This window comes from Acidovorax sp. SUPP950, assembly GCF_030158935.1.
In the GTDB taxonomy this organism is placed as follows: domain Bacteria; phylum Pseudomonadota; class Gammaproteobacteria; order Burkholderiales; family Burkholderiaceae_C; genus Paracidovorax.
The window spans coordinates 29,967-47,651 of record NZ_BQXE01000008.1; the positions used below are offsets into that span (position 1 = coordinate 29,967).

19 protein-coding genes are annotated in these 17,685 nt (G+C 71.5%); 10 read left to right on the forward strand and 9 right to left on the reverse strand.

Annotated features, from left to right (window positions below; genetic code table 11):
- Positions 1 to 73: 73 nt before the first annotated feature.
- A complete protein-coding gene (locus AVME950_RS21780; protein WP_284431426.1) occupies positions 74 to 328 on the reverse strand; it encodes a DUF1488 family protein in 255 nt (84 codons plus the stop codon).
- A 266-nt stretch (positions 329 to 594) separates the two neighbouring features.
- Here AVME950_RS21780 and AVME950_RS21785 point away from each other — a divergent pair, with 266 nt between their 5' ends.
- From AVME950_RS21785 to AVME950_RS21820, 8 genes are all read left to right on the forward strand, one after another.
- Positions 595 to 1,299 (forward strand): Crp/Fnr family transcriptional regulator, encoded by a 705-nt coding sequence (locus AVME950_RS21785; protein ID WP_284431427.1) that lies wholly within the window; start codon positions 595 to 597, stop codon positions 1,297 to 1,299.
- Positions 1,300 to 1,503: 204 nt separating this feature from the next.
- Positions 1,504 to 1,719 (forward strand): transcription antiterminator/RNA stability regulator CspE, encoded by a 216-nt coding sequence (gene cspE, locus AVME950_RS21790; protein WP_272552015.1) that lies wholly within the window; start codon positions 1,504 to 1,506, stop codon positions 1,717 to 1,719.
- Positions 1,720 to 1,809: 90 nt separating this feature from the next.
- The gene (locus AVME950_RS21795) at positions 1,810 to 2,877 is read left to right on the forward strand and encodes a S1 family peptidase (RefSeq protein ID WP_284431428.1); all 1,068 of its coding nucleotides are present in this window, start codon (positions 1,810 to 1,812) and stop codon (positions 2,875 to 2,877) included.
- A gap of 340 nt (positions 2,878 to 3,217) precedes the next feature.
- Positions 3,218 to 3,478: a hypothetical protein gene (locus AVME950_RS21800; protein ID WP_272568362.1), complete on the forward strand. Its 261-nt coding sequence runs from the start codon at positions 3,218 to 3,220 to the stop codon at positions 3,476 to 3,478.
- A gap of 185 nt (positions 3,479 to 3,663) precedes the next feature.
- Complete coding sequence (locus AVME950_RS21805; RefSeq protein WP_284431429.1) at positions 3,664 to 4,773, forward strand: PA0069 family radical SAM protein; 1,110 nt, start codon at positions 3,664 to 3,666, stop codon at positions 4,771 to 4,773.
- A gap of 208 nt (positions 4,774 to 4,981) precedes the next feature.
- Complete coding sequence (locus AVME950_RS21810) at positions 4,982 to 5,680, forward strand: HAD-IA family hydrolase (protein WP_284431430.1); 699 nt, start codon at positions 4,982 to 4,984, stop codon at positions 5,678 to 5,680.
- Positions 5,677 to 6,897 (forward strand): M20 aminoacylase family protein, encoded by a 1,221-nt coding sequence (locus tag AVME950_RS21815; RefSeq protein ID WP_284431431.1) that lies wholly within the window; start codon positions 5,677 to 5,679, stop codon positions 6,895 to 6,897. The genes AVME950_RS21810 and AVME950_RS21815 overlap by 4 nt, the downstream gene beginning before the upstream one ends.
- Before the next feature lie 80 nt (positions 6,898 to 6,977).
- Complete coding sequence (locus AVME950_RS21820; RefSeq protein ID WP_284411872.1) at positions 6,978 to 7,331, forward strand: cupin domain-containing protein; 354 nt, start codon at positions 6,978 to 6,980, stop codon at positions 7,329 to 7,331.
- A 21-nt stretch (positions 7,332 to 7,352) separates the two neighbouring features.
- On the opposite strand, the gene AVME950_RS21825 is transcribed toward AVME950_RS21820, so the two are convergent.
- A complete protein-coding gene (locus AVME950_RS21825; RefSeq protein WP_284431432.1) occupies positions 7,353 to 7,787 on the reverse strand; it encodes a RidA family protein in 435 nt (144 codons plus the stop codon).
- A 149-nt stretch (positions 7,788 to 7,936) separates the two neighbouring features.
- Between AVME950_RS21825 and AVME950_RS21830 the strand changes: the two genes are divergently transcribed.
- A complete protein-coding gene (locus AVME950_RS21830) occupies positions 7,937 to 8,863 on the forward strand; it encodes a LysR family transcriptional regulator (protein ID WP_284431433.1) in 927 nt (308 codons plus the stop codon).
- A 10-nt stretch (positions 8,864 to 8,873) separates the two neighbouring features.
- On the opposite strand, the gene AVME950_RS21835 is transcribed toward AVME950_RS21830, so the two are convergent.
- The 7 genes from AVME950_RS21835 to AVME950_RS21865 form a co-directional block, all read right to left on the reverse strand.
- Positions 8,874 to 10,046 carry an NAD(P)/FAD-dependent oxidoreductase gene (locus AVME950_RS21835; RefSeq protein WP_284431434.1) on the reverse strand — a complete coding sequence of 391 codons (1,173 nt, stop codon included), beginning with the start codon at positions 10,044 to 10,046 and terminating at the stop codon, positions 8,874 to 8,876.
- Positions 10,043 to 11,467, reverse strand: a complete 1,425-nt coding sequence (locus tag AVME950_RS21840; protein WP_284431435.1) for an FAD/NAD(P)-dependent oxidoreductase — start codon at positions 11,465 to 11,467, stop codon at positions 10,043 to 10,045. Before AVME950_RS21840 ends, AVME950_RS21835 begins: the two co-directional genes overlap by 4 nt.
- Positions 11,464 to 11,838: a (2Fe-2S)-binding protein gene (locus AVME950_RS21845; protein WP_284431436.1), complete on the reverse strand. Its 375-nt coding sequence runs from the start codon at positions 11,836 to 11,838 to the stop codon at positions 11,464 to 11,466. The genes AVME950_RS21840 and AVME950_RS21845 overlap by 4 nt, the downstream gene beginning before the upstream one ends.
- A gap of 17 nt (positions 11,839 to 11,855) precedes the next feature.
- Positions 11,856 to 12,350, reverse strand: a complete 495-nt coding sequence (locus tag AVME950_RS21850) for an Lrp/AsnC family transcriptional regulator (protein ID WP_272553201.1) — start codon at positions 12,348 to 12,350, stop codon at positions 11,856 to 11,858.
- An 88-nt stretch (positions 12,351 to 12,438) separates the two neighbouring features.
- Positions 12,439 to 13,842, reverse strand: coding sequence for an aspartate aminotransferase family protein (locus tag AVME950_RS21855; RefSeq protein WP_284431437.1), 1,404 nt, complete (start codon positions 13,840 to 13,842; stop codon positions 12,439 to 12,441).
- A 191-nt stretch (positions 13,843 to 14,033) separates the two neighbouring features.
- The gene (locus AVME950_RS21860) at positions 14,034 to 14,969 is read right to left on the reverse strand and encodes a 2-hydroxyacid dehydrogenase (protein WP_284431438.1); all 936 of its coding nucleotides are present in this window, start codon (positions 14,967 to 14,969) and stop codon (positions 14,034 to 14,036) included.
- 38 nt (positions 14,970 to 15,007) lie between these two features.
- Entirely contained in the window at positions 15,008 to 15,907 is a 900-nt protein-coding gene (locus tag AVME950_RS21865) for a GNAT family N-acetyltransferase (protein ID WP_284431439.1), read from the reverse strand.
- Positions 15,908 to 16,140: 233 nt separating this feature from the next.
- On the opposite strand from AVME950_RS21865, the gene AVME950_RS21870 reads away from it, so the two are divergent.
- Complete coding sequence (locus AVME950_RS21870) at positions 16,141 to 17,646, forward strand: aldehyde dehydrogenase family protein (RefSeq protein ID WP_284431440.1); 1,506 nt, start codon at positions 16,141 to 16,143, stop codon at positions 17,644 to 17,646.
- The last annotated feature ends 39 nt before the right edge of the window (positions 17,647 to 17,685 follow it).

Here is a 17,685-nt window from a genome sequence, read left to right on the forward strand (position 1 = left end):
CCCAGGCGACTGAACGGCGGATCGGGCAACGGAAGGTGGGGCGAAAGAGGGCGCGCGTGCGCGGCCGGCCGCTCTAGGGCGCGCGCAGGTCGAACTCGCGCAGCATCACGGGCTCGATGGCGCCCTGGTCCACGCGGCGGCGCGCTGCGGCCTCGATCTCGGGGGCGTGGCTGCGGTAGGTGTCCATCGGGTCCTCGTCCGCGCTGCCGGGGCTGTAGCGGTAGTGCAGGGCATCCTTGCCGACGCTGGCGCCGATCCATTGCGACTGGACCTCGACCCAGAAGCGCACCGTTCCCGAGGCTTCGTGGAAAAAGGGAGGCTGTGACATGGGGAACTCCGAAAAGGTGGGGGGTGATCGCATGCCGCCGGGCGGTGGGTGCACCGGCGCGGGCATGGGGTGGAGCGCGCAAGGAAAGCCAAAGAGGGCGGCGAAAGACTTGGCACCGCTTGGCCTGCGAGGCTATCGCCGGCCCGCCCGCCTGTCTGTGCGCTGGCACACACAGGCCGGGCCCGGGCCGCGCCCTATACTGAACCGGGCGAATCGTTGCCGGTGGCTGTTCCATCGCTGATGCATCCGGCTTTCTGGAGAATGCGATGCCCCACCGTGAAGAACCCCGGCGCAACCGCCTGCTCGCCGCCTTGGGCGACACCGAGTGGCAGCGCCTGCAACCCGACCTCGAATCCGTGAGCCTCGGCGTGGGCCAGGTGCTCGGCGAGCCGGGCGAGCGCGTGGGCCATGCGGTGTTTCCCACCACCGCCATCGTCTCGCTGCTGCACCGCCTGGAAGACGGCGGCTGCGCGGGGGTCGCCGTGGTCGGCTTCGAGGGCATGGTGGGCGCGTGCATCGTGCTGGGCGGCGAATCGATGCCCCACCGCGCCGTGGTGCAGTGCGCAGGCCGCGGCTGGCGCGTGCCGGCCCATGCGCTGCTGGACGTGCTGCAGCAGTCCGCCGCGTGGCAGCGGCAGTTGCTGCGCTACGCACAGGCGCTCCTGGCGCAGATCGCGCAGACGGCCGTGTGCAATCGCCACCACTCGCTGGACCAGCAACTTTGCTGTTGGCTGCTGACCAGCCTCGATCGCCTGGAGGGCCCGGACGTGGTGGTGACCCAGGAGCTCATCGCCCACATGCTGGGCGTTCGCCGCGAGGGGGTGACGGAAGCGGCGGGGCACCTGCAGCAGGCCGGATTGATCCGCTACCGCCGTGGCCGCATCACCGTGCTGGACATCGATGGACTGCTGCGCCGCAGCTGCGAATGCCACCGGCTCGTGCAGCGCGAGTACGAGCGGCTTTTGCCGTGAGCGCGGCGCGGCGCCACGGCGGTTGCGGGAACGGGTGTACCATGGGCCGCGTAGACATGTGCAAGACCGTCACTCCCTAGGTCGCTCCCCAGTTGCCCGCCGGCGCCCTGCCGGCGGATGTTGTCGAATATCCCATCGATGATTTTCTTGGCGTCTCTGCGCCGCAGGCACGTTCGCGCCGCGGCAACTTGAAAAGGAATCGATATGACGACACAAACCGGCACCGTGAAATGGTTCAACGATGGCAAGGGCTTCGGCTTCATCGCCCCCGATGACGGCAGCAAGGACCTGTTTGCCCACTTCCGCGAAATCCAGGGTGGCAGCGGCTTCAAGACCCTGGCGGAAAGCCAGCGCGTGCAGTTCGAAGTGACGCAAGGCGAAAAGGGACCGCAGGCGTCTAACATCCGCGCCGTCGAATAAGGCGCCAGGCCCGGGCGGTGTCCGCCCCGGCCGCACCTCTCCCGAAACGCGGCCCTGGCCGCGTTTTCTTTTTTTGGAAGGCGCATCCCCATGAAAAACCTGCAAGACGTCACCGAGCGCATCTGCGAACTCAAGGGCAGCCTCATCGCCATCGACGCGCTGCTGCCGGCCCTGCTCGATGCCCTGCCGTCCGGGGCGCACGGCACCCTGGCGCGGTCGTTCGACGCGCACGTCGAAGCGGCCCGGACCGTGATGCTCCACGCCCCCATCTCCGACCATGTGCTGTCCACCTTCGAGCGCGACGCCGCCCGCATGCACGGCGTGATCGCCGCGCTGCCTGGCACGCCGGCGCCGCTGGCCGAGTCCGAGTCCGGACCCGTGGCGCAGTCCCAGGCCCCGGCCACCGAATCCGTGCTGCTCACCAGCACGCGCATCAGCACGTTCGACGGACCGCGCTCGCTGACGGGCGCGAGCGGCTTCTTCTTCCGGCGCGACGGGCGGCTTTTCCTGGTGACGAGCCGGCACGTGCTGGCCGACGCGCCCAGCGCCCATTTTCCGGACCGCATCGAAATCGACCTGCACCTGCATCCGCAGGACCTCACGCGCGTCGCCGTGTTCTCGCTGCCGCTGTACCGCGACGGCCTGGGCCTGTGGCGCCAGGCGGTGGACAGCGGGGGGGAGGTGGACGTGGCCGCTATCGAGATCGACACCGCCCGCCTGCCCGAGGGCTGCGTCTTCGAGGCGTTCGACGCCAGCCACCTGCAGGCCGCGGGCGATCCGCCCCAGGTCGGCGATGCGCTGGTCGTGATCGGGTTTCCGCTGGGGTTTCACGACACGGTACACCGCCTGCCCGTGGTGCGCTCGGCCTCGGTGGCCTCGGCTTACGGCGTGCGGTTCCAGCAGCAGGGCTATTTCCTGACCGATGCCCGCACCCACCGCGGCAGCAGCGGCGCCCCGGTGCTGCGCCGGCGCCTGGGCGCGGGCCCGGCGCCGCTGCCGTGGCAGCTGCTGGGCGTGCACTCGACCCGCATGGACATGAGCACCCGCGACTTGGTGCAGGACGAATCGCTGGGCCTGAACTGCGCCTGGTATGCCGACGTGCTGATGGCGCTCACCGGCCCGGGGCCGGCGGCCGCCCCACCCGTGGCGGCCGACTGAGCCACGGCGCGCCGAACGGCGCATCGGCACGACGCCGGGGGTGGCGGGCCCGCAACGCAGGGGCCACGGGATGGGCGCGGCGGGAGGGCACCAGTTGCGGTCTCGTTCCATTTTGCTATTAAATTAATAGCGGTATGCCTTAGTGTTGATTGTGCTGGAGGCCAAAAACACCCAAACCGTTGCCGAGCGCAGCACCGTGACCTCCTGTCCGGCCGTGCTTGTGCTGCACCGCGTTGTGGCCTACCGTGTGCCTTCCCTGAGGGCGGCAGCCTTGGCGCCACGGATTCGATCCCCGAGTTCCGGCCGGTGCGCGCGCCAGCCCTGTGAAGAAAGTGCGCATATGAACGTCGTGTTCCTGGGCAAGGTGGCGGAACAGCCCCTGCCGTTCACCACCTCCGACCCCGAGGAAATCCAGCATTTCGAGCTGCTGCGCGCCGCTGGCCTGCTGACGGGCACCACCGCCGTGGAGGAGGAGGGCGGCCCGGTCTGCGCCCGGATCACGGGCTTCACCGAGGAAGGCCGCGCGCTGCAGGCGCTGGATGTGCAATTGCAGCGCATGCACCTGCGCGGCCTGCTGCGCCGCCTCTCCCTGGCCGCCTGACCGCAGGCGGTCGCCCGGGCCAGTGCAGGCCCACGGCATCGGGGCGAACGGCGCCCGGCCAAGGGGCGGGAGACATCCCGAGCGAACGGCGCTAATATCTGTGTTTATATACAGTCTTTGGCTGGCCGCAGGCAGGTGTCGAACCGGCGCCGCCCCTGGCCCAGCCCGCAGCCGAGGCGCCGTCCATGTCCGAATTCCAGATCCCACTGCACGCCATCAAGGGGCGGGGCGCCGCGACGCGGATCCCGCACCGTTTCCTGCGCGATGCGCGCGACGCCTTCGACGATGGCTGGGCCGGGCCCGGCGAAGGGCCGGACGCCGCCGCCCCCCAGGCCACGCACGTGGTGCTGGAGACCGCGCGCAGCGCCATCTGCGCCAACGACTCGCCGGACATCTTCTTCGAGCACTCGGTCAACCCCTACCGCGGGTGCGAGCACGGCTGCATCTACTGCTACGCGCGGCCCACGCACAGCTACCTGAACCTGTCGCCGGGGCTGGACTTCGAGACGCAGATCATCGCCAAGCACAACATCGCCGAGGTGCTGCGCGGCGAACTGGCCCGGCCCGGGCATGTGCCGCAGCTGCTCAACATCGGATCGGCCACCGACTGCTACCAGCCCGTGGAGCGCGAGCTGCGCCTGACGCGCGGGCTGATCGAAGTGCTGGGCGAGGCCCGCTACCCGTTTTCGGTCATCACCAAGTCGAGCGGGGTGGAGCGCGACCTCGACCTGCTCGCCCCCCTGGCCCGCGACCGCCTGGCCGCCGCCTACGTGACCATCACCACGCTGGACGCCGCGCTCGCCCGCCGCCTGGAGCCGCGCGCCGCCGCGCCGCACCGGCGCCTGCGCACCATCCGCGCGCTGGCCGAGGCCGGCGTGCCCGTGGGCGTGAGCGTGGCGCCGCAGATCCCGTTCATCACCGAAGACATGGAACAGGTGCTGGAGGCCGCGCGCGATGCCGGCGCCACGACCGCCTTCTACACCGTGGTGCGCCTGCCCTGGGAGGTGGCGCCGCTCATGCGCGAGTGGCTGGCGCTGCACTACCCGCAGCGCGCGGCGCGCGTGATGGCCCGCATCCAGGACCTGCACGGCCTGAGCGCCGAGGCCCGCGCGGCGGGCAAGAGCTACCAGAGCGACTTCGCCACGCGCATGAAGGGCACGGGGCTGTGGGCCGACCTGGTGCGCCAGCGGTTCGCCACCGCGTGCCGGCGCCTGGGCCTGAACCGCCAGCGCGTGGAGCTGGACCTGTCGCAGTACCGGCCCGGGCTGGCGCGGGGGCAGGGCAGCCTGTTCTGACGCCGCGAAGGACGGCGCGGCCGGGGGGGGGCTGCAAACAATCTTTCGCCATGCGCCGGACAACGCAACTTGCTGCTGTCGCCGGCCCCCGCTTCAGTGCCACGCGGGGCGGCCGCGGTTCTAAGCTCGGCCGTGAATGTTCTGTGGCCGCTGCCGTTTCCTGCGGTGGCCGGCTTTCCGCCGTTTCCTGCTGTCTGGAGTGCGACCCATGGCCTTGCGTGATTTCAAAGTGCTGACCTTCGACGTGGTCGGCACCCTCATCGATTTCGAGGGCGGCATGCTCGCCTATCTGCGCCGGGCCGTGCCCGGCAGCCCCGTGACCGACGAGGCGTTCCTCGCGGCCTACCGCGCCGCCCGCAAGAGCGGCGACACCTGGGCCTATCCCGACGACCTGGAGCGCTGCTGGCATGCGATCGCGCCGTCGCTGGGCCTGCCCGACAGCGAGGCGCTGGCGCGCGGCCTGCGCGACTCGGTGGCCGACTGGCCGGCGTTCCCCGACTCGGTACAGGCGCTGCAGCGCCTGCGCGGGCATTTCAAGCTCGTGACGATGACGAACGCCCAGGCCTGGGCGCTGGAGCACTTCCAGAAAGCCCTGGGCTCGCCCTTCAACCTGCTGCTGAGCTGCGACGACGCGATGTGCGAGAAGCCCGACGCGCGCTACTTCGCCTATGCCCGCGGCCGCTACGAGGGCGCCTGGGGCTACCGGCAGGCCGACAACCTGCACGTGGCGCAGAGCCAGTACCACGACATCGGCATCTCCAAGCGGCTGGGCATCACCACCTGCTGGATCGAACGGCGGCACGGCATGAAGGACTCGGGCGGCACCATCGAATCCGAGCACACCGTGCCGGACTACCACTTCCACACGCTGGCCCAGCTGGCCGACGCGGTGGAGGCGGGGCAATGAGCCTGGACGGCCACGAGCGCTTGCCCGCCCTGGAGGGCCTGGAGGGCATCGCCCGGCCGGTGGCCGACCTGCTGCCCGAGCTCATTGCCCTGCGGCGCGACCTGCATGCGCACCCCGAGCTGGCCTTTCAGGAGCGGCGCACGGCCGGCATCGTGGCGCAGTCGCTGCGGCTGCTCGGCCTGGAGGTGCACGAAGGCATCGGCGGCACGGGCGTGGTCGGCACGCTGCGCTGCGGCAGCGGGCCCCGCAGCGTGGGCCTGCGCGCCGACATGGATGCGCTGCCCATGGTGGAACTGGGCACGGCCGCCCATGCCAGCCGCCACCCGGGCGCACACCACGGCTGCGGGCACGACGGCCACACCAGCATGCTGATCGGTGCGGCGCGCCAGTTGGCGCGCACGCGCGTGTTTGACGGCACCGTGCACTTCATCTTCCAGCCCGCCGAGGAAGGCCAGGGCGGCGCGCGCAGGATGATCGAGGACGGCCTGTTCGAACGCTTTCCGTGCGACAGCGTCTACGCGCTGCACAACTGGCCCGACCTGCCGCTGGGCCACGCCCAGACCCGGCCCGGGCCCATCATGGCCGCGGCCGACCGCTTCGACATCACCGTGCGCGGGCGCGGCGGCCATGCCGCGCAGCCGCACCACACGCCCGATGCCATCCTGGCCGCGAGCCAGCTGGTGGCCCAGCTCAACACCATCGTGGCGCGCCGCATCGACCCCGGCGAGTCGGCCGTGCTGTCGGTCACTCGCATCGAGGGCGGACACAGCCACAACGTGCTGCCGGCCGAGGTGCAGATCACCGGCACGGTGCGCAGCTTCGACGCCGCATCGCAAGACCGCATCGAGGCCGCGCTGCGCGCCACCGCCGAGGGCATTGCCCTGGCCAGCGGCACGCAGGTGGAGGTGACCTACCTGCGCTACTACCCCGCGACGGTGAACACCCCGGCCGAGGCGGATCTGGCACTGCAGGCCGCACTCGCCATCGGCCTGCAGGCCGGCGTGGCACCGCGCGCCGCCTTCACCTCGGAAGACTTCGCCTTCATGCTGCAGCGCCGCCCGGGCGCCTACCTGTGGCTCGGCCAGGGCCGCGCCGAGCCCGGGCCCGACGGCGAGCGCGCGCTGCACCACCCGTGCTACGACTTCAACGACGACGCGCTGCCGCTGGGCGTGCGCTGGTTCTGCGAGGTGGCGGCGCGCGCCCTGGCGCCCACCTGATGCGGGCTTGAAGCCTGGCATCGCCCCGGCGCCGCACTTCGATTCCTTCCATCCACTTCATCGACCCAAGGGACCATCCCATGAGCATCACCGTGCTGCGCCAGTCCGCCACCCTCGGCGGCTTCGAACACCAGGGCACGCCCGCCCGTCCGCTGACCCTGCCGCCGTGCGAGTTCAGCGGCATCGACGTCGATCTGCAGGGCGCGGGCGAGAACCGCTCGGGGCTGTGGGAATGCACGCCCGGCCGCTTCGAGCGCCAGTTGGCCAATGCCGAGGTCATGCACATCCTGGCCGGGGCCTGCACCTTCACGCCCACGGGCGGCGAGCCGCAATCCATTCGAGCCGGAGACACGCTGTTCTTCCCGTCGAACACGACGGGCGAGTGGCATGTGACGCAAACGCTGCGCAAGGTGTTCGTGGTGCTGGCGGCGTAAAGCCTCCACCGGCGCCTGCGTTCAGGGGCGTGCAGGTCCGTCGCCGCTCGGCGCGGGCAGCTTCGCGATCACCTTGATCTCGAATTGGAAGCCGTAGAGCCAGGTCACGCCCACGCCGGTCAGCGTGGGGTGGGGCGCGTCGCCCCAGTACTCCGGCACGATGGCCCACACCGTCTCGAACGTCGATTCGGGATCGACGAGGAAGACCGTGACATCGACCACGTCGTCGAAGGTGCAGCCGGCCGCGTGCAGGATGGCGTTCAGGTGGTCGAACGCCAGCCGCACCTGCGCCGGCAGGTCGGGCTCGGGCGATCCGTCCTCGCGGCTGCCGACCTGGCCCGACACGAACAGAAAGCCGTTGGAGCGGACCGCTGGCGAATAGCGGTTGCGGTCGTAGAGCGCGCGGCGCCCGGCGGGGAAGACGACGTCGCGTTGGGGCGTGCTGGTGGGATGCATCAAAGGTTCATCGGGGCGAAGCCGCCCGGTGGTTGGCGATGCAGGCACTGTAGGCAGCGGCGTGCGGGGGATAAAGGGCCCAGTCCACCCATCACTGTTTGTAGACTCCAAACAATCCCTCCGCCACCGCCACCGAAAGCACAGCGCCCATGGACCGTTTCGATGCAATGCAGGCCTTCGCCCGCGTGGTGGAGGCCGGCAGCTTCACCAAGGCGGCCGAGACCCTGCACATGAGCAAGACCACCGTGACCCAGCTCGTCCAGCAGCTGGAGGCGCGGCTGCGCGTGAAGCTGTTGAACCGCACGACCCGCAAGGTCAACGTCACGGCCGACGGCGCGGCCTATTACGACCGCGTGGTGCGCCTGCTGGCCGACATGGACGATGCCGAGGGCAGCCTGTCCAGCGCCTCCGCGCTGCCCCGGGGCCGCCTGCGGGTGGACGTGCCCAGCCCGCTGGCCCGCGCCATCCTGGTGCTGGCGCTGCCGGCCTTCCACGCCCGGTACCCGGACATCCAGATCGACATGGGCGTGAGCGACCGCATCTTGGACCTGATCGGCGAGAACGTGGACTGCGTGGTGCGCGGGGGCGAGCCCACCGATCCGTCCCTGGTCGCGCGGCGCGTGGGCGACCTGCAGCTGGGCGTGTATGCCGCGCCCGGCTACCTTGAGCGCGCGGGCACGCCGCTGCACCCGAACGAACTGGAGAACTCGCACCGCCGCACGGTGGGCTTTCTGTGGGCGCGCACCGGCAAGGCCTTGCCGTATGCCATGCACCGCGAGGGCGAGCGCCTGGCGGTGCGGGGCCGCCATGTGTTCTCGGTGGACGATGGCAACGCGTACCTGGCGGCCGGCGTGGCGGGCCTGGGCGTGCTGTGGCTGCCGGACTACCTGGCGCGCGAGCCCCTGGAGCGGGGCGAACTGGTGCGGCTGTTCCAGGACTGGCGCCTGGACCCGATGCCGCTGTACATCGCGTATGCGCCGCACCGGCACGTCAGCCCGCGGCTGCGCGTGTTCATTGAGTGGGTGGCTGGCCTCATGGAGCGGCATGCACCCCTGGCCGGCCGGCCACGGGCGTGACGCGGGCCTGTCAGGCGGCCTGCTGCGCCGGCTGCGATGCCGCGAACCGGCCGATGGAGTAGGGCGCCAGCGGAATCGACGTCTGGCCCGTGGCGATCAGTTCGGCCATGGTCTCGCCCACGCCGGGGCTGATGGCGAAGCCCTCGCCGTTGAAGCCGAAGGCGTAGTGCAGCCCCGCCACCTTGGCGCTCGGCCCCATCACCGGTTGCCAGTCGGGGGTGTAGCCCTCGATGCCGCTCCACACGCGGATCAGCTGCACGTGCTCGAACGCCGGCACGAAGCGGCGCAGCTCGCGCAGCTGGCGCAGCACGTTGTCGGGCTTCACATAGGCGCGGATGCGGTCGGCATGCGCGGGCCCTTTCAGGCCGCCGCCGAAGACGATGTTGCCGCGCGCAATCTGCCGGAAGTACAGGCCCTCGGTCTCGATGGGGGACGACAGGCCGATGGACGGCCCGAGCGCGTAGGGCAGGGGCTCGGTCACGCCCATCTGCGGACCGCGGGCCTCCATCGGCACGGGCTCGCCGAACTGCTCGGCCATGCGGTTGGACCACGCGCCGCAGGCCACCAGCATCTGCGGGGCGCGAAAGCGCCGCCCATCGGCCGTGTGGGCGACGAAGCCGTTGGCGTCGCGCTCCACCTGCATCACCTCGGCATGCTCGACGATGTTCGCGCCCGCACGGCGCGCCGCGCGGGCGAAGGCCGGGCCGGCCAGGCGGGGGTTGGCGTGGCCGTCCTGGGGCGAGTAGGACCCCGCCACCACGCCGGGCGCGAAGATGCCCCAGCGTTGGCGCAACTGCTCGGCGGTGAACAGCTGCAGATCAAGCCCCAGGGGCTTGACGTCGTGCGCGTGCTTTTCGAGCACCGCGGCCTGCTTTTCGGTGTAGCACACGCGCAGGTGGCCGTAGGGCACGAACTCGGCGTCTTCGCCCAGCAGCGACCGGATGCGGCCCCACACGGCGCGCGCGCGGTTGGCCAGCGGCATCTGGTGCAGCTCGCGCCCTTGGCGGCGCACGTTGCCGAAATTGGTGCCGCTGGCCTGGCGGCCCACCAGCTCGCGCTCCAGCAGCGTGACGGACAGGCCGTGCTGGCGCAGGAAGAAGGCCGTGGTGGTGCCCATCAGGCCACCGCCCAGCACCAGCACGTCGGTGTCGTGCGCCGTGGCGTTCTGGCTGCCGTGGTTCATGCCTGCACCTCGCGCGTGTTCATCATCAAAGGCTTGACCGGCGCCTGCGACCGCAGGCGGCCCACCTGTTCCACGGGAACGTGGCAGGCGCTCGCGACGATCTCCGCCGCGGCATGGCCGCAAAAGCGCCCCTGGCAGCGCCCCATGCCGACACGGCTGAAGGCCTTGGCGCGGTTCACTTCCTGGCTGTCCATCTCGGTCACGCAGCGGCGCAGTTCGCCCGCGGTGACGGCCTCGCAGCGGCACACCACGGCCGCATCGGGCAGCGCCGCGGCCTGCGCATGCGGCCAGGGAAAGGCCCGCGCCAGCCCCTCGCGAAAGCGGTCCATCCGGCCCAGCGTGCGGCGCAGCGCGGGCGCCTCCTGGCCGTAGCGGGCGCTGCCGGCGGCATGCTTCAGGTCGGCCAGCGCCGCCAGGGCGGCCAGGCGGCCCGCGGCCTCGGCCCCGTCGGCCCCCAGGATGCGCACACCGTCGCCCGCCAGGTACACGCCGGGTGTGCTGCTGCGGCCGTCCGCGTCGATGCTGGGTAGCCACTGGCGGCTCACGGGTTCGAAGGCGAACGCGCAGCGCGCGAGATCGGCCAGTTGCGTCTCGGCCCGCAGGTGCCAGCCCAGCCCCACCGCATCGCATTCGAAGCGTCGTTCCTGGCCCTGTGCATCGCGCACGGCCACGGCCTGCACACCCAGGCGGTCGTCGCCGTCGATGGACAGTGGCGCCACGCCCTGCAGCACCGGCACGCCCGCCGCCCGCAGGCCGCGGATCAGCCCCAGGCCGCGCAGCGCGAGCGTGGGCCGCGCCAGCAGGCCGGCGATGGCGGCCCAGGGCTTGGATGCGGGCGCGGTGTCGAGCACCGCCGCCACGCGCGCGCCGGCCTGCACGTACTGCGAGGCCACCAGGTACAGCAGCGGTCCGCTGCCCAGAAAGACGACCTGCGAACCGATGGCGCAGGCCTGGGCCTTCAGCGCGATCTGCGAGGCACCCAGGCTGTAGCAGCCGGCGCGGTGCCAGCCCGGCACGGGCATGAGGCGGTCGGTGGCGCCGGAGCACACCAGCAGCGCGTCGAACGGCAGCGTCTGCGGCTCGCCGGCATGCACCACGTGCAGTTCGCCGGCGGTCACGTTCCAGGCCAGGGTGTCGGGCCGGTAATCGACCGATGCGCGCAGGGCGTCGAAGTCGCGGTGCAGCGCCTGGGCCTTGCCGGCCTCGCTGCCGTAGAGCTTGGCGTAGGGCCGCTTGAAGCCTTCGGGCTGGCGGCGGTAGATCTGCCCGCCGTCGCGCCGGCTTTCATCCACCACGGTGGGGCGCAGGCCGGCCTGCACCAGCGCCTGGGCGGCGCGCACGCCGGCCGGGCCGGTGCCGACCACCACGATGCGGGGCGAGCCGGTAGGGTTAGTGACTGGGGTGGCGGTGGGGGTGCTCATGCCGCGTCCCCTTGCGCATGGCGCGCCAGCGATTCGCGCAGGTCCGGCGTCACCGGCCAGTGCGCCGCGGGCGGGTGGGTGAGCACCTCCATGCCGGCTTCGGCCGGGGTGGAGCAGGCGCGCAGCCGATTGCCCGAAGGCGTCCACACCCAGCAGTCCTGGCAGGCACCCATGAGGCAAAAGCCCGCGCGCGGGCCGTCGCCGAACTCGCTGTCGCGCACCCGCCGCCCGTGCTGCAGCAGCGCCACCAGCAGGGTGTCGCCAGCGAGCGCGGCGGCAGGTAGGCCATCGATCGTCAGGGCGATCGGGGGGCGATCGGTCTCGGCCAGCCGCACGAAGCGGGCCGGCGGGCGGTGGGCGGTGTCGGGCATGGGCGTCTGGAGGGCGGTCAGCGCTGGTGGGGAAAAAGCCGCTCGATGGGACAGTGCGTCTTGATGAACGGCGTCTTGATGACGATGTAGCTGAAGTACTTGGAGATGCCGAGGTTGCGTTCGAGCAGGTCCTCGATCACCTCCTGGTAATGGTTCACGCCGCGCGTCAGAAAGCGCAGCAGGTAGTCGTAGCCGCCGCTCACCAAGTGGCATTCGAGCACCTCGTCCACTTCGCGGATCGCGGCCTCGAAGCGCGTGAAGTCCTCGCGGCGGTGGTCGGTGAGCGTGACCTCGGTGAACACGGTGAGCGTGTCGCCCAGCTTTTCCAGGCGCAGGTGCGCGCCGTAGCCGGCGATGTAGCCCGCCTGCTCCAGGCGCTTGACGCGGATCAGGCAGGGGCTGGGCGACAGGCCCACCGCGTCCGCCAGGTCCACGTTGGTCATGCGCCCGTTCTTCTGCAACTGCGCGAGGATGCGCAGGTCGAGGCGGTCGATCTTGAAGGCTTCGTTCATCATGGCGGCATCGGGACGTGAAGGAGGCTTCGATTCTGCGGCGGCGCGCGGTCGCTGTGTTGGCGTTGCTGGGGCGTTGCCGCCGGTTTCAGCCCTTGAGCGCGGCGCGCACGTCGGGCGCGTCCAGCACATCGTCCAGCGTCTTTCGCAGGCGCTTGAACATTTCGGCGAACTCGTCCTCGGTGTAGGTGAGCGCGGGCGCAAAGCCCAGGATGTTGTCGCCGAAGGCGCGGAACACGATGCCGTTGCGGTACGCCGTGGCCGCGATGCGCTCGGACAGACCCAGCGCCGGATCGAACCCGCGCCGGGTCGCCTTGTCGCTCACCAGCTCCAGCGCGCCCAGCAGGCCGCGGTGGCGCGAGTCGCCCACCAGCGGATGTGCCAGCAAGGCATCCAGCCCAGCCGCGAAAGGCGCGGCGCCGCGCTGGCCGTTGGCGAGAATGCCGCCTTCCTCGTACAGCCGCAGCACTTCCAGCGCCACCGCCGCGCTCACGGGGTGGGCGGAGTAGGTGGCGCCGTGGCCGATGGGCGCGCCCTCGGGTGCACCGTCGGCGATGCCGGCGTACAGCGCGTCCGAGATCACCGTCGCCCCCATGGGCACGTAGCCGGCCGTCAGTCCCTTGGCCAGCGTGAGGATGTCGGGGGACACGCCTTCGGCCTCGCAGGCGAACAGCGGGCCGGTGCGGCCGAAGCCGGTGATGACCTCGTCCACCACCATCAGGATGCCCAGCTCGCGCGTGGCCTCCCGCATGGCCTTGAGCCAGCCCTGGGGCGGCACGATCACCCCGCCCGAGCCCTGGATGGGTTCGCAGAAGAAGGCCGCCACGTTGTCGGCGCCCAGCTCGGCCACCTTGGCCCGCAGCGCCGCCACCGAGGCCGCGATGATGGCCGGGCCGTCCGACGGGTCCGCGGCGCGGTAGGGGTTGGGCGAGGGAATGTAGTGCTGCGTCGGCAGCGGCAGGTCGAACCCGCGGTGGAAGGCGGGCAGGGCGGTGAGCCCGGCGCCCGTGGACGACGAGCCGTGGTAGCCGCGCTCCAGCGCGATGAAGTGCTTCTTGGCCGGCTGGCCGATGGCATTGTGGTACTGCACGATGAAGCGCACGGCGGCATCCACCGCTTCGGAGCCGCCCAGCGTGAAGTACACGTGGTTCAGCGATTTCGGCGTGATCTGCACCAGCTTTTCGGCCAGAAGAATGGCCGGCTCGCTGCTGAAGTGGAAGTAGCCCGTGGCGTAGGGCAGGCGGCGCATCTGCTCGGCGGCGGCCTGCACCACGCTCTCCTGGCCGTAGCCCACGTTCACGCACCACAGGCCGGCGAAGGCGTCCAGCAGCTCGTTGCCCTTGGCATCGGTAAGCCATGCCCCCCGGCCCGAGGACAGCACGGTCGGGCCGCGGCGCTCGTGCGCTCGCCAGGGCGAGACGGGGTGGATCAAATGCGCCCGGTCGATGGCATCGAGCGAGGCGAGCTGGGGCAGGTCGGTGAGTTGGGTCATGGCGGGGTCCGGTCGCGGGCCAGGGGTTCGGTGGCGGTGGTGAGGCGTCTGTCGATGGCCCCAAGGTTAGGCCAGGGGCCGCTGCGCGTGGTGCTGCTTTGGCGGGGTTTCGCGCAGCACGCTGCGGTTGTTGGCGCGGTGGCAGCAGATCGTGCGGTGCCTCCGGGGCGCTGGCTGCCGGCCGCCATGCGTCAGTAGCCGCGCGAGCGGTCCACCAGCCCCACCATGGGCTCGCCCGCCTCGAACCGGCGCAGGTTGTCGACCACCACGTTGGCGGCGCTCAGGGGCTGGGTCATGCTCGCGATGTGCGGGGTGAGCTGCACGCGCGGGTGCCGCCAGAAGGCGTGCGACGGCGGCAGGGGCTCGGGGTCGTTCACGTCGAGCACCGCCTCGCCGATCTGCCCCACGGCCAGCGCGGCCAGCAGGTCGGTGTCGATCAATTGCGGCCCGCGCCCCACGTGCACCAGCCCGGCACCGGCCGGCAGTTGCGCGAACAGGTCCTTGTTCAGAAAGCCCCGCGTGGCATCGGTCAGCGGCAGCAGGCACACCAGGATGTCGGTGCGTGCCAGGAAGGCCGGCAGTTCGTGCCGGTCCGCGTAGCAGTGCACGCCGGCGAACTGGTGGCGCGAGCGGCTCCAGCCCGCGCAGTCGAAGCCCAGACCCCGCAACTGGGCCAGCACCGCCTGCCCGAGCGAGCCCAGGCCCAGCACGCCCACCCGGCGTTCGCTGGCCGGGCGCACCGGCAGCACGCGCCATTCGCCTTGCTGCTGCTGGCGGCGGTACTGGGGCATGTCGCGGTGCAGGCCCAGCACGGCGTGCGTCACGTACTCCACCATGCCCTGCACGATGCCCGGCTCCACCATGCGCACCACGGGCAACTCGGGCGGCAGCGCCGCAAAGTCGAACTGGTCCACGCCCGCGCCCGATGAAAACAGCACCTGCAGCTGCGGAAAGCGCGTGGCCAGATCCTGCGGCGGCTCCCAGGCCGCGAGAAAGCGCACCTGGGCCGGGTCGCCGATGTCGGGCCAGATGCGAAAGTCGATCTCGGGCGCGCGGTCGCGGAACACGCCGGCCCACTGGCGACCGCGCACGGGGTCGGATTTGTAGAGGAAGGTGGTGGAGGTCACGGCAAGGCCCGGCAGGGTGGATCGTCGAAGGGGCGGGCTCAGCCCAGCGCCTGGGTGGCCAGGGCGAACAGCCGCGGGGCGCCGTTCGGGGCGTCCGATGCGGTGGGCAGGGTGCCGCCGCGCACCATGGTGGTGGGCGCGTCCACGCGCAGCAGGCCGATGCTCTCCAGCCACTCGGCCAGACCGCTGTCGAAATCAATGTCGATGCGCGTGAAGTGGCCGGCGTTCATGCCGGCCAGATGGGCGATCAGCGCCTTGGCGCTTTCCGCATCCGGGGCCACCACGGGGCCGATGGCATGCCCGCGGCCGAAGCGCCGCAGCAGCGCGAAGCCGCGCTGCTCGCCGTCGTGGTCCAGCACCACGCAGGCATCGCTGCGGGCCAGCAGGTCGTCGATGAGCGCATCGCGCGGCATGCCGCGCGCCTGGGCGTCGAGCCGGTGCAGCGCGGCCGCCTCGTTCAGGCCAGAGGGGCGCAGGCGCCAGCCGGGGGGCAGGGCGATCAGCGGCGTGGGCCGGGCCACGCCCTGGTGCTGGCGCACCTCGCCCGTGCGCACGAAGCCCAGGCGCTCGTACAGGCCGCGCCCCTCGGCGGTGGCATGCAGCAGCACCGTGTGGCCGTCCAGCCCGTCGAGCAGCGTGGTCATCAGGCGGTGGCCGATGCGGCGGCCCTGGCAGGCCGGGGTGACGAGCACCAGCCCGATGGTGGCGTGCCGATCGCCCCATTTCCAGCGCTGGGCGGTGGCGATGGTCTGCCCGTCGCGCTCGGCCACGAGGCCCTCGGAATGCGCGAACACCTGCTCCCAGTCGGCCAGCCGGTGCGGCCAGCGCAGTTCGGCCGACAGCGCCTGCGCCTGCGGCAGGTCGTCGGGCGTCATGGGGCGCAGCAGCACGCCGTCCTCGGCGGTGGCAGGGGTGGCGGGCAGGGCGGTGGAGAGCATGGGCGGCGTCCTCGTTGCGAAGGGATTGGGCGTCTATCTTGGACGACATCGGCAGGCCGCACCACCCCGAATTCGGGTTTGCCCGCAACTTGCAAGCTTCGTCTGCCGGGCGCGTGCGTTTTGCAATTCGCTGCGGTGACGCGGGGCGTTACGGGCACAAATGCTGGACCTTCCTGCCTAGCATCGAAGCACCTTTTTCCAACTGCGCGCAGCCCCTTGCGCGCCCCCGTTCCATGCTGCTTTTCGATCCCCGGTCCATCGCCGTTCCCGCCGGCCATTTCATCGGCGGGCGCCTCGTGCCCGATGCCGGCCGCATCGCCGTGCTGCGCCCCTCCGATGGCCAATGGCATGCCGACCTGCCGCTGGCCGATGCCGCCACCGTGGACGCCGCGGTGCAGGATGCGTGGCAGGCTTGGCGCACCACGGACTGGGCGCGGCGCGCCCCTCGGGAACGCGCCCGCGTGCTGCGCCGCTGGGCCGACATGATCGAGGCCGACGGCCCGCAGTTGGCGCCGCTGGAGGCCGTGTGCTCCACGCGCCCAGTGCGCGATGCCGCTGCGTGGGACGTGCCCTTCACCGCCGAAGGGCTGCGCTTTTTCGCCGAGTACGCCGACAAGCTCGGCGGCGAGGTGGCCGCCACGCGGCACGACCACCTGGGCATGGTGGTGGCCGAGCCCTACGGCGTGGTGGGCGCCATCACGCCGTGGAATTTCCCGCTGGTGATGATGTCGTGGAAGGTGGGCGCCGCGCTGGCCGCAGGCAACGCGGTGGTGCTAAAGCCGTCCGAGATGACGCCGTTTTCCGCCGTGCGGCTGGCCCAGCTGGCGGTGGAGGCGGGCGTGCCGCCCGGGCTCTTCAACGTGGTGCAGGGCGATGGCCGCACCACCGGCGATGCGCTCACGCGGCACCCCCGGATCGCCAAGATGACCTTCACCGGATCGACGCGCACGGGCGCCGCCATTATGGCCACCTGTGCGCTGCAGGGCCCCAAGCCCGTCACGCTGGAGCTGGGCGGAAAGAGCCCGCAGCTCGTCTTCGACGACGCACCCGATATCGACCGGCTGGCCGGCCTCATCGCCGGTGCCATCACCGGCAACGCGGGCCAGGTGTGCGTGGCGGGGTCGCGGCTCATCGTGCAGCGCGGCATCGCGGCGGAACTGGTGGAGCGCATCGGCGCGCGGTTCGCCGCGCTGCGGCCCGGCGCCACCTGGGACGGCACCGCCACGCTGCCGCCCATCATCTCGGCGCCGCAGGCCGCGCGCATCCTGGACATCGTGGAGCGCGCGCGCGACGCGGGCGCCCAATTGCGCTGCGGCGGGGGGCTGTTCGACGACGTGGCCGGCGGCGTGGCGGCCGGTGCGGCGGGCGGAGCGTACTTCCAGCCCACGCTGCTCGAAGGCGTGGCGGCAGACAGCCCCGCCGTGCAGGAAGAGATCTTCGGCCCCGTGCTCACGGTGCAGACCTTCGACACCGAGGAAGAAGGCCTGGCCCTGGCCGCGCACGCGCACTACGGCCTGGCGGCCGGCGTGCACACCGCCGATATCGGCCGCGCGCTGCGCGCCATGCGCGGCATCAGCGCGGGCACCGTCTGGATCAACCGCTACGGGCGCAGCGCGGACTTCGTCATCCCCACCGGCGGCTACCACCAGTCGGGCATCGGCAAGGACCTGGGCCGCCAGGCCGTGGAGGCCAACCTGCGCTTCAAAAGCGTGCTCATCGACTTTGCTGCGGCGCACTAACGGTGCACGGTTGCACGCCGGCGGTGCAGACCGCACGGC

Bases quoted from the DNA above. Each gene is read 5' to 3' on its own strand.
- AVME950_RS21780 (WP_284431426.1), bottom strand. From the start codon at position 328: ATGTCACAGCCTCCCTTTTTCCACGAAGCCTCGGGAACGGTGCGCTTC.
- AVME950_RS21785 (WP_284431427.1), top strand. From the start codon at position 595: ATGCCCCACCGTGAAGAACCCCGGCGCAACCGCCTGCTCGCCGCCTTG.
- cspE (WP_272552015.1), top strand. From the start codon at position 1,504: ATGACGACACAAACCGGCACCGTGAAATGGTTCAACGATGGCAAGGGC.
- AVME950_RS21795 (WP_284431428.1), top strand. From the start codon at position 1,810: ATGAAAAACCTGCAAGACGTCACCGAGCGCATCTGCGAACTCAAGGGC.
- AVME950_RS21800 (WP_272568362.1), top strand. From the start codon at position 3,218: ATGAACGTCGTGTTCCTGGGCAAGGTGGCGGAACAGCCCCTGCCGTTC.
- AVME950_RS21805 (WP_284431429.1), top strand. From the start codon at position 3,664: ATGTCCGAATTCCAGATCCCACTGCACGCCATCAAGGGGCGGGGCGCC.
- AVME950_RS21810 (WP_284431430.1), top strand. From the start codon at position 4,982: ATGGCCTTGCGTGATTTCAAAGTGCTGACCTTCGACGTGGTCGGCACC.
- AVME950_RS21815 (WP_284431431.1), top strand. From the start codon at position 5,677: ATGAGCCTGGACGGCCACGAGCGCTTGCCCGCCCTGGAGGGCCTGGAG.
- AVME950_RS21820 (WP_284411872.1), top strand. From the start codon at position 6,978: ATGAGCATCACCGTGCTGCGCCAGTCCGCCACCCTCGGCGGCTTCGAA.
- AVME950_RS21825 (WP_284431432.1), bottom strand. From the start codon at position 7,787: ATGCATCCCACCAGCACGCCCCAACGCGACGTCGTCTTCCCCGCCGGG.
- AVME950_RS21830 (WP_284431433.1), top strand. From the start codon at position 7,937: ATGGACCGTTTCGATGCAATGCAGGCCTTCGCCCGCGTGGTGGAGGCC.
- AVME950_RS21835 (WP_284431434.1), bottom strand. From the start codon at position 10,046: ATGAACCACGGCAGCCAGAACGCCACGGCGCACGACACCGACGTGCTG.
- AVME950_RS21840 (WP_284431435.1), bottom strand. From the start codon at position 11,467: ATGAGCACCCCCACCGCCACCCCAGTCACTAACCCTACCGGCTCGCCC.
- AVME950_RS21845 (WP_284431436.1), bottom strand. From the start codon at position 11,838: ATGCCCGACACCGCCCACCGCCCGCCGGCCCGCTTCGTGCGGCTGGCC.
- AVME950_RS21850 (WP_272553201.1), bottom strand. From the start codon at position 12,350: ATGAACGAAGCCTTCAAGATCGACCGCCTCGACCTGCGCATCCTCGCG.
- AVME950_RS21855 (WP_284431437.1), bottom strand. From the start codon at position 13,842: ATGACCCAACTCACCGACCTGCCCCAGCTCGCCTCGCTCGATGCCATC.
- AVME950_RS21865 (WP_284431439.1), bottom strand. From the start codon at position 15,907: ATGCTCTCCACCGCCCTGCCCGCCACCCCTGCCACCGCCGAGGACGGC.
- AVME950_RS21870 (WP_284431440.1), top strand. From the start codon at position 16,141: ATGCTGCTTTTCGATCCCCGGTCCATCGCCGTTCCCGCCGGCCATTTC.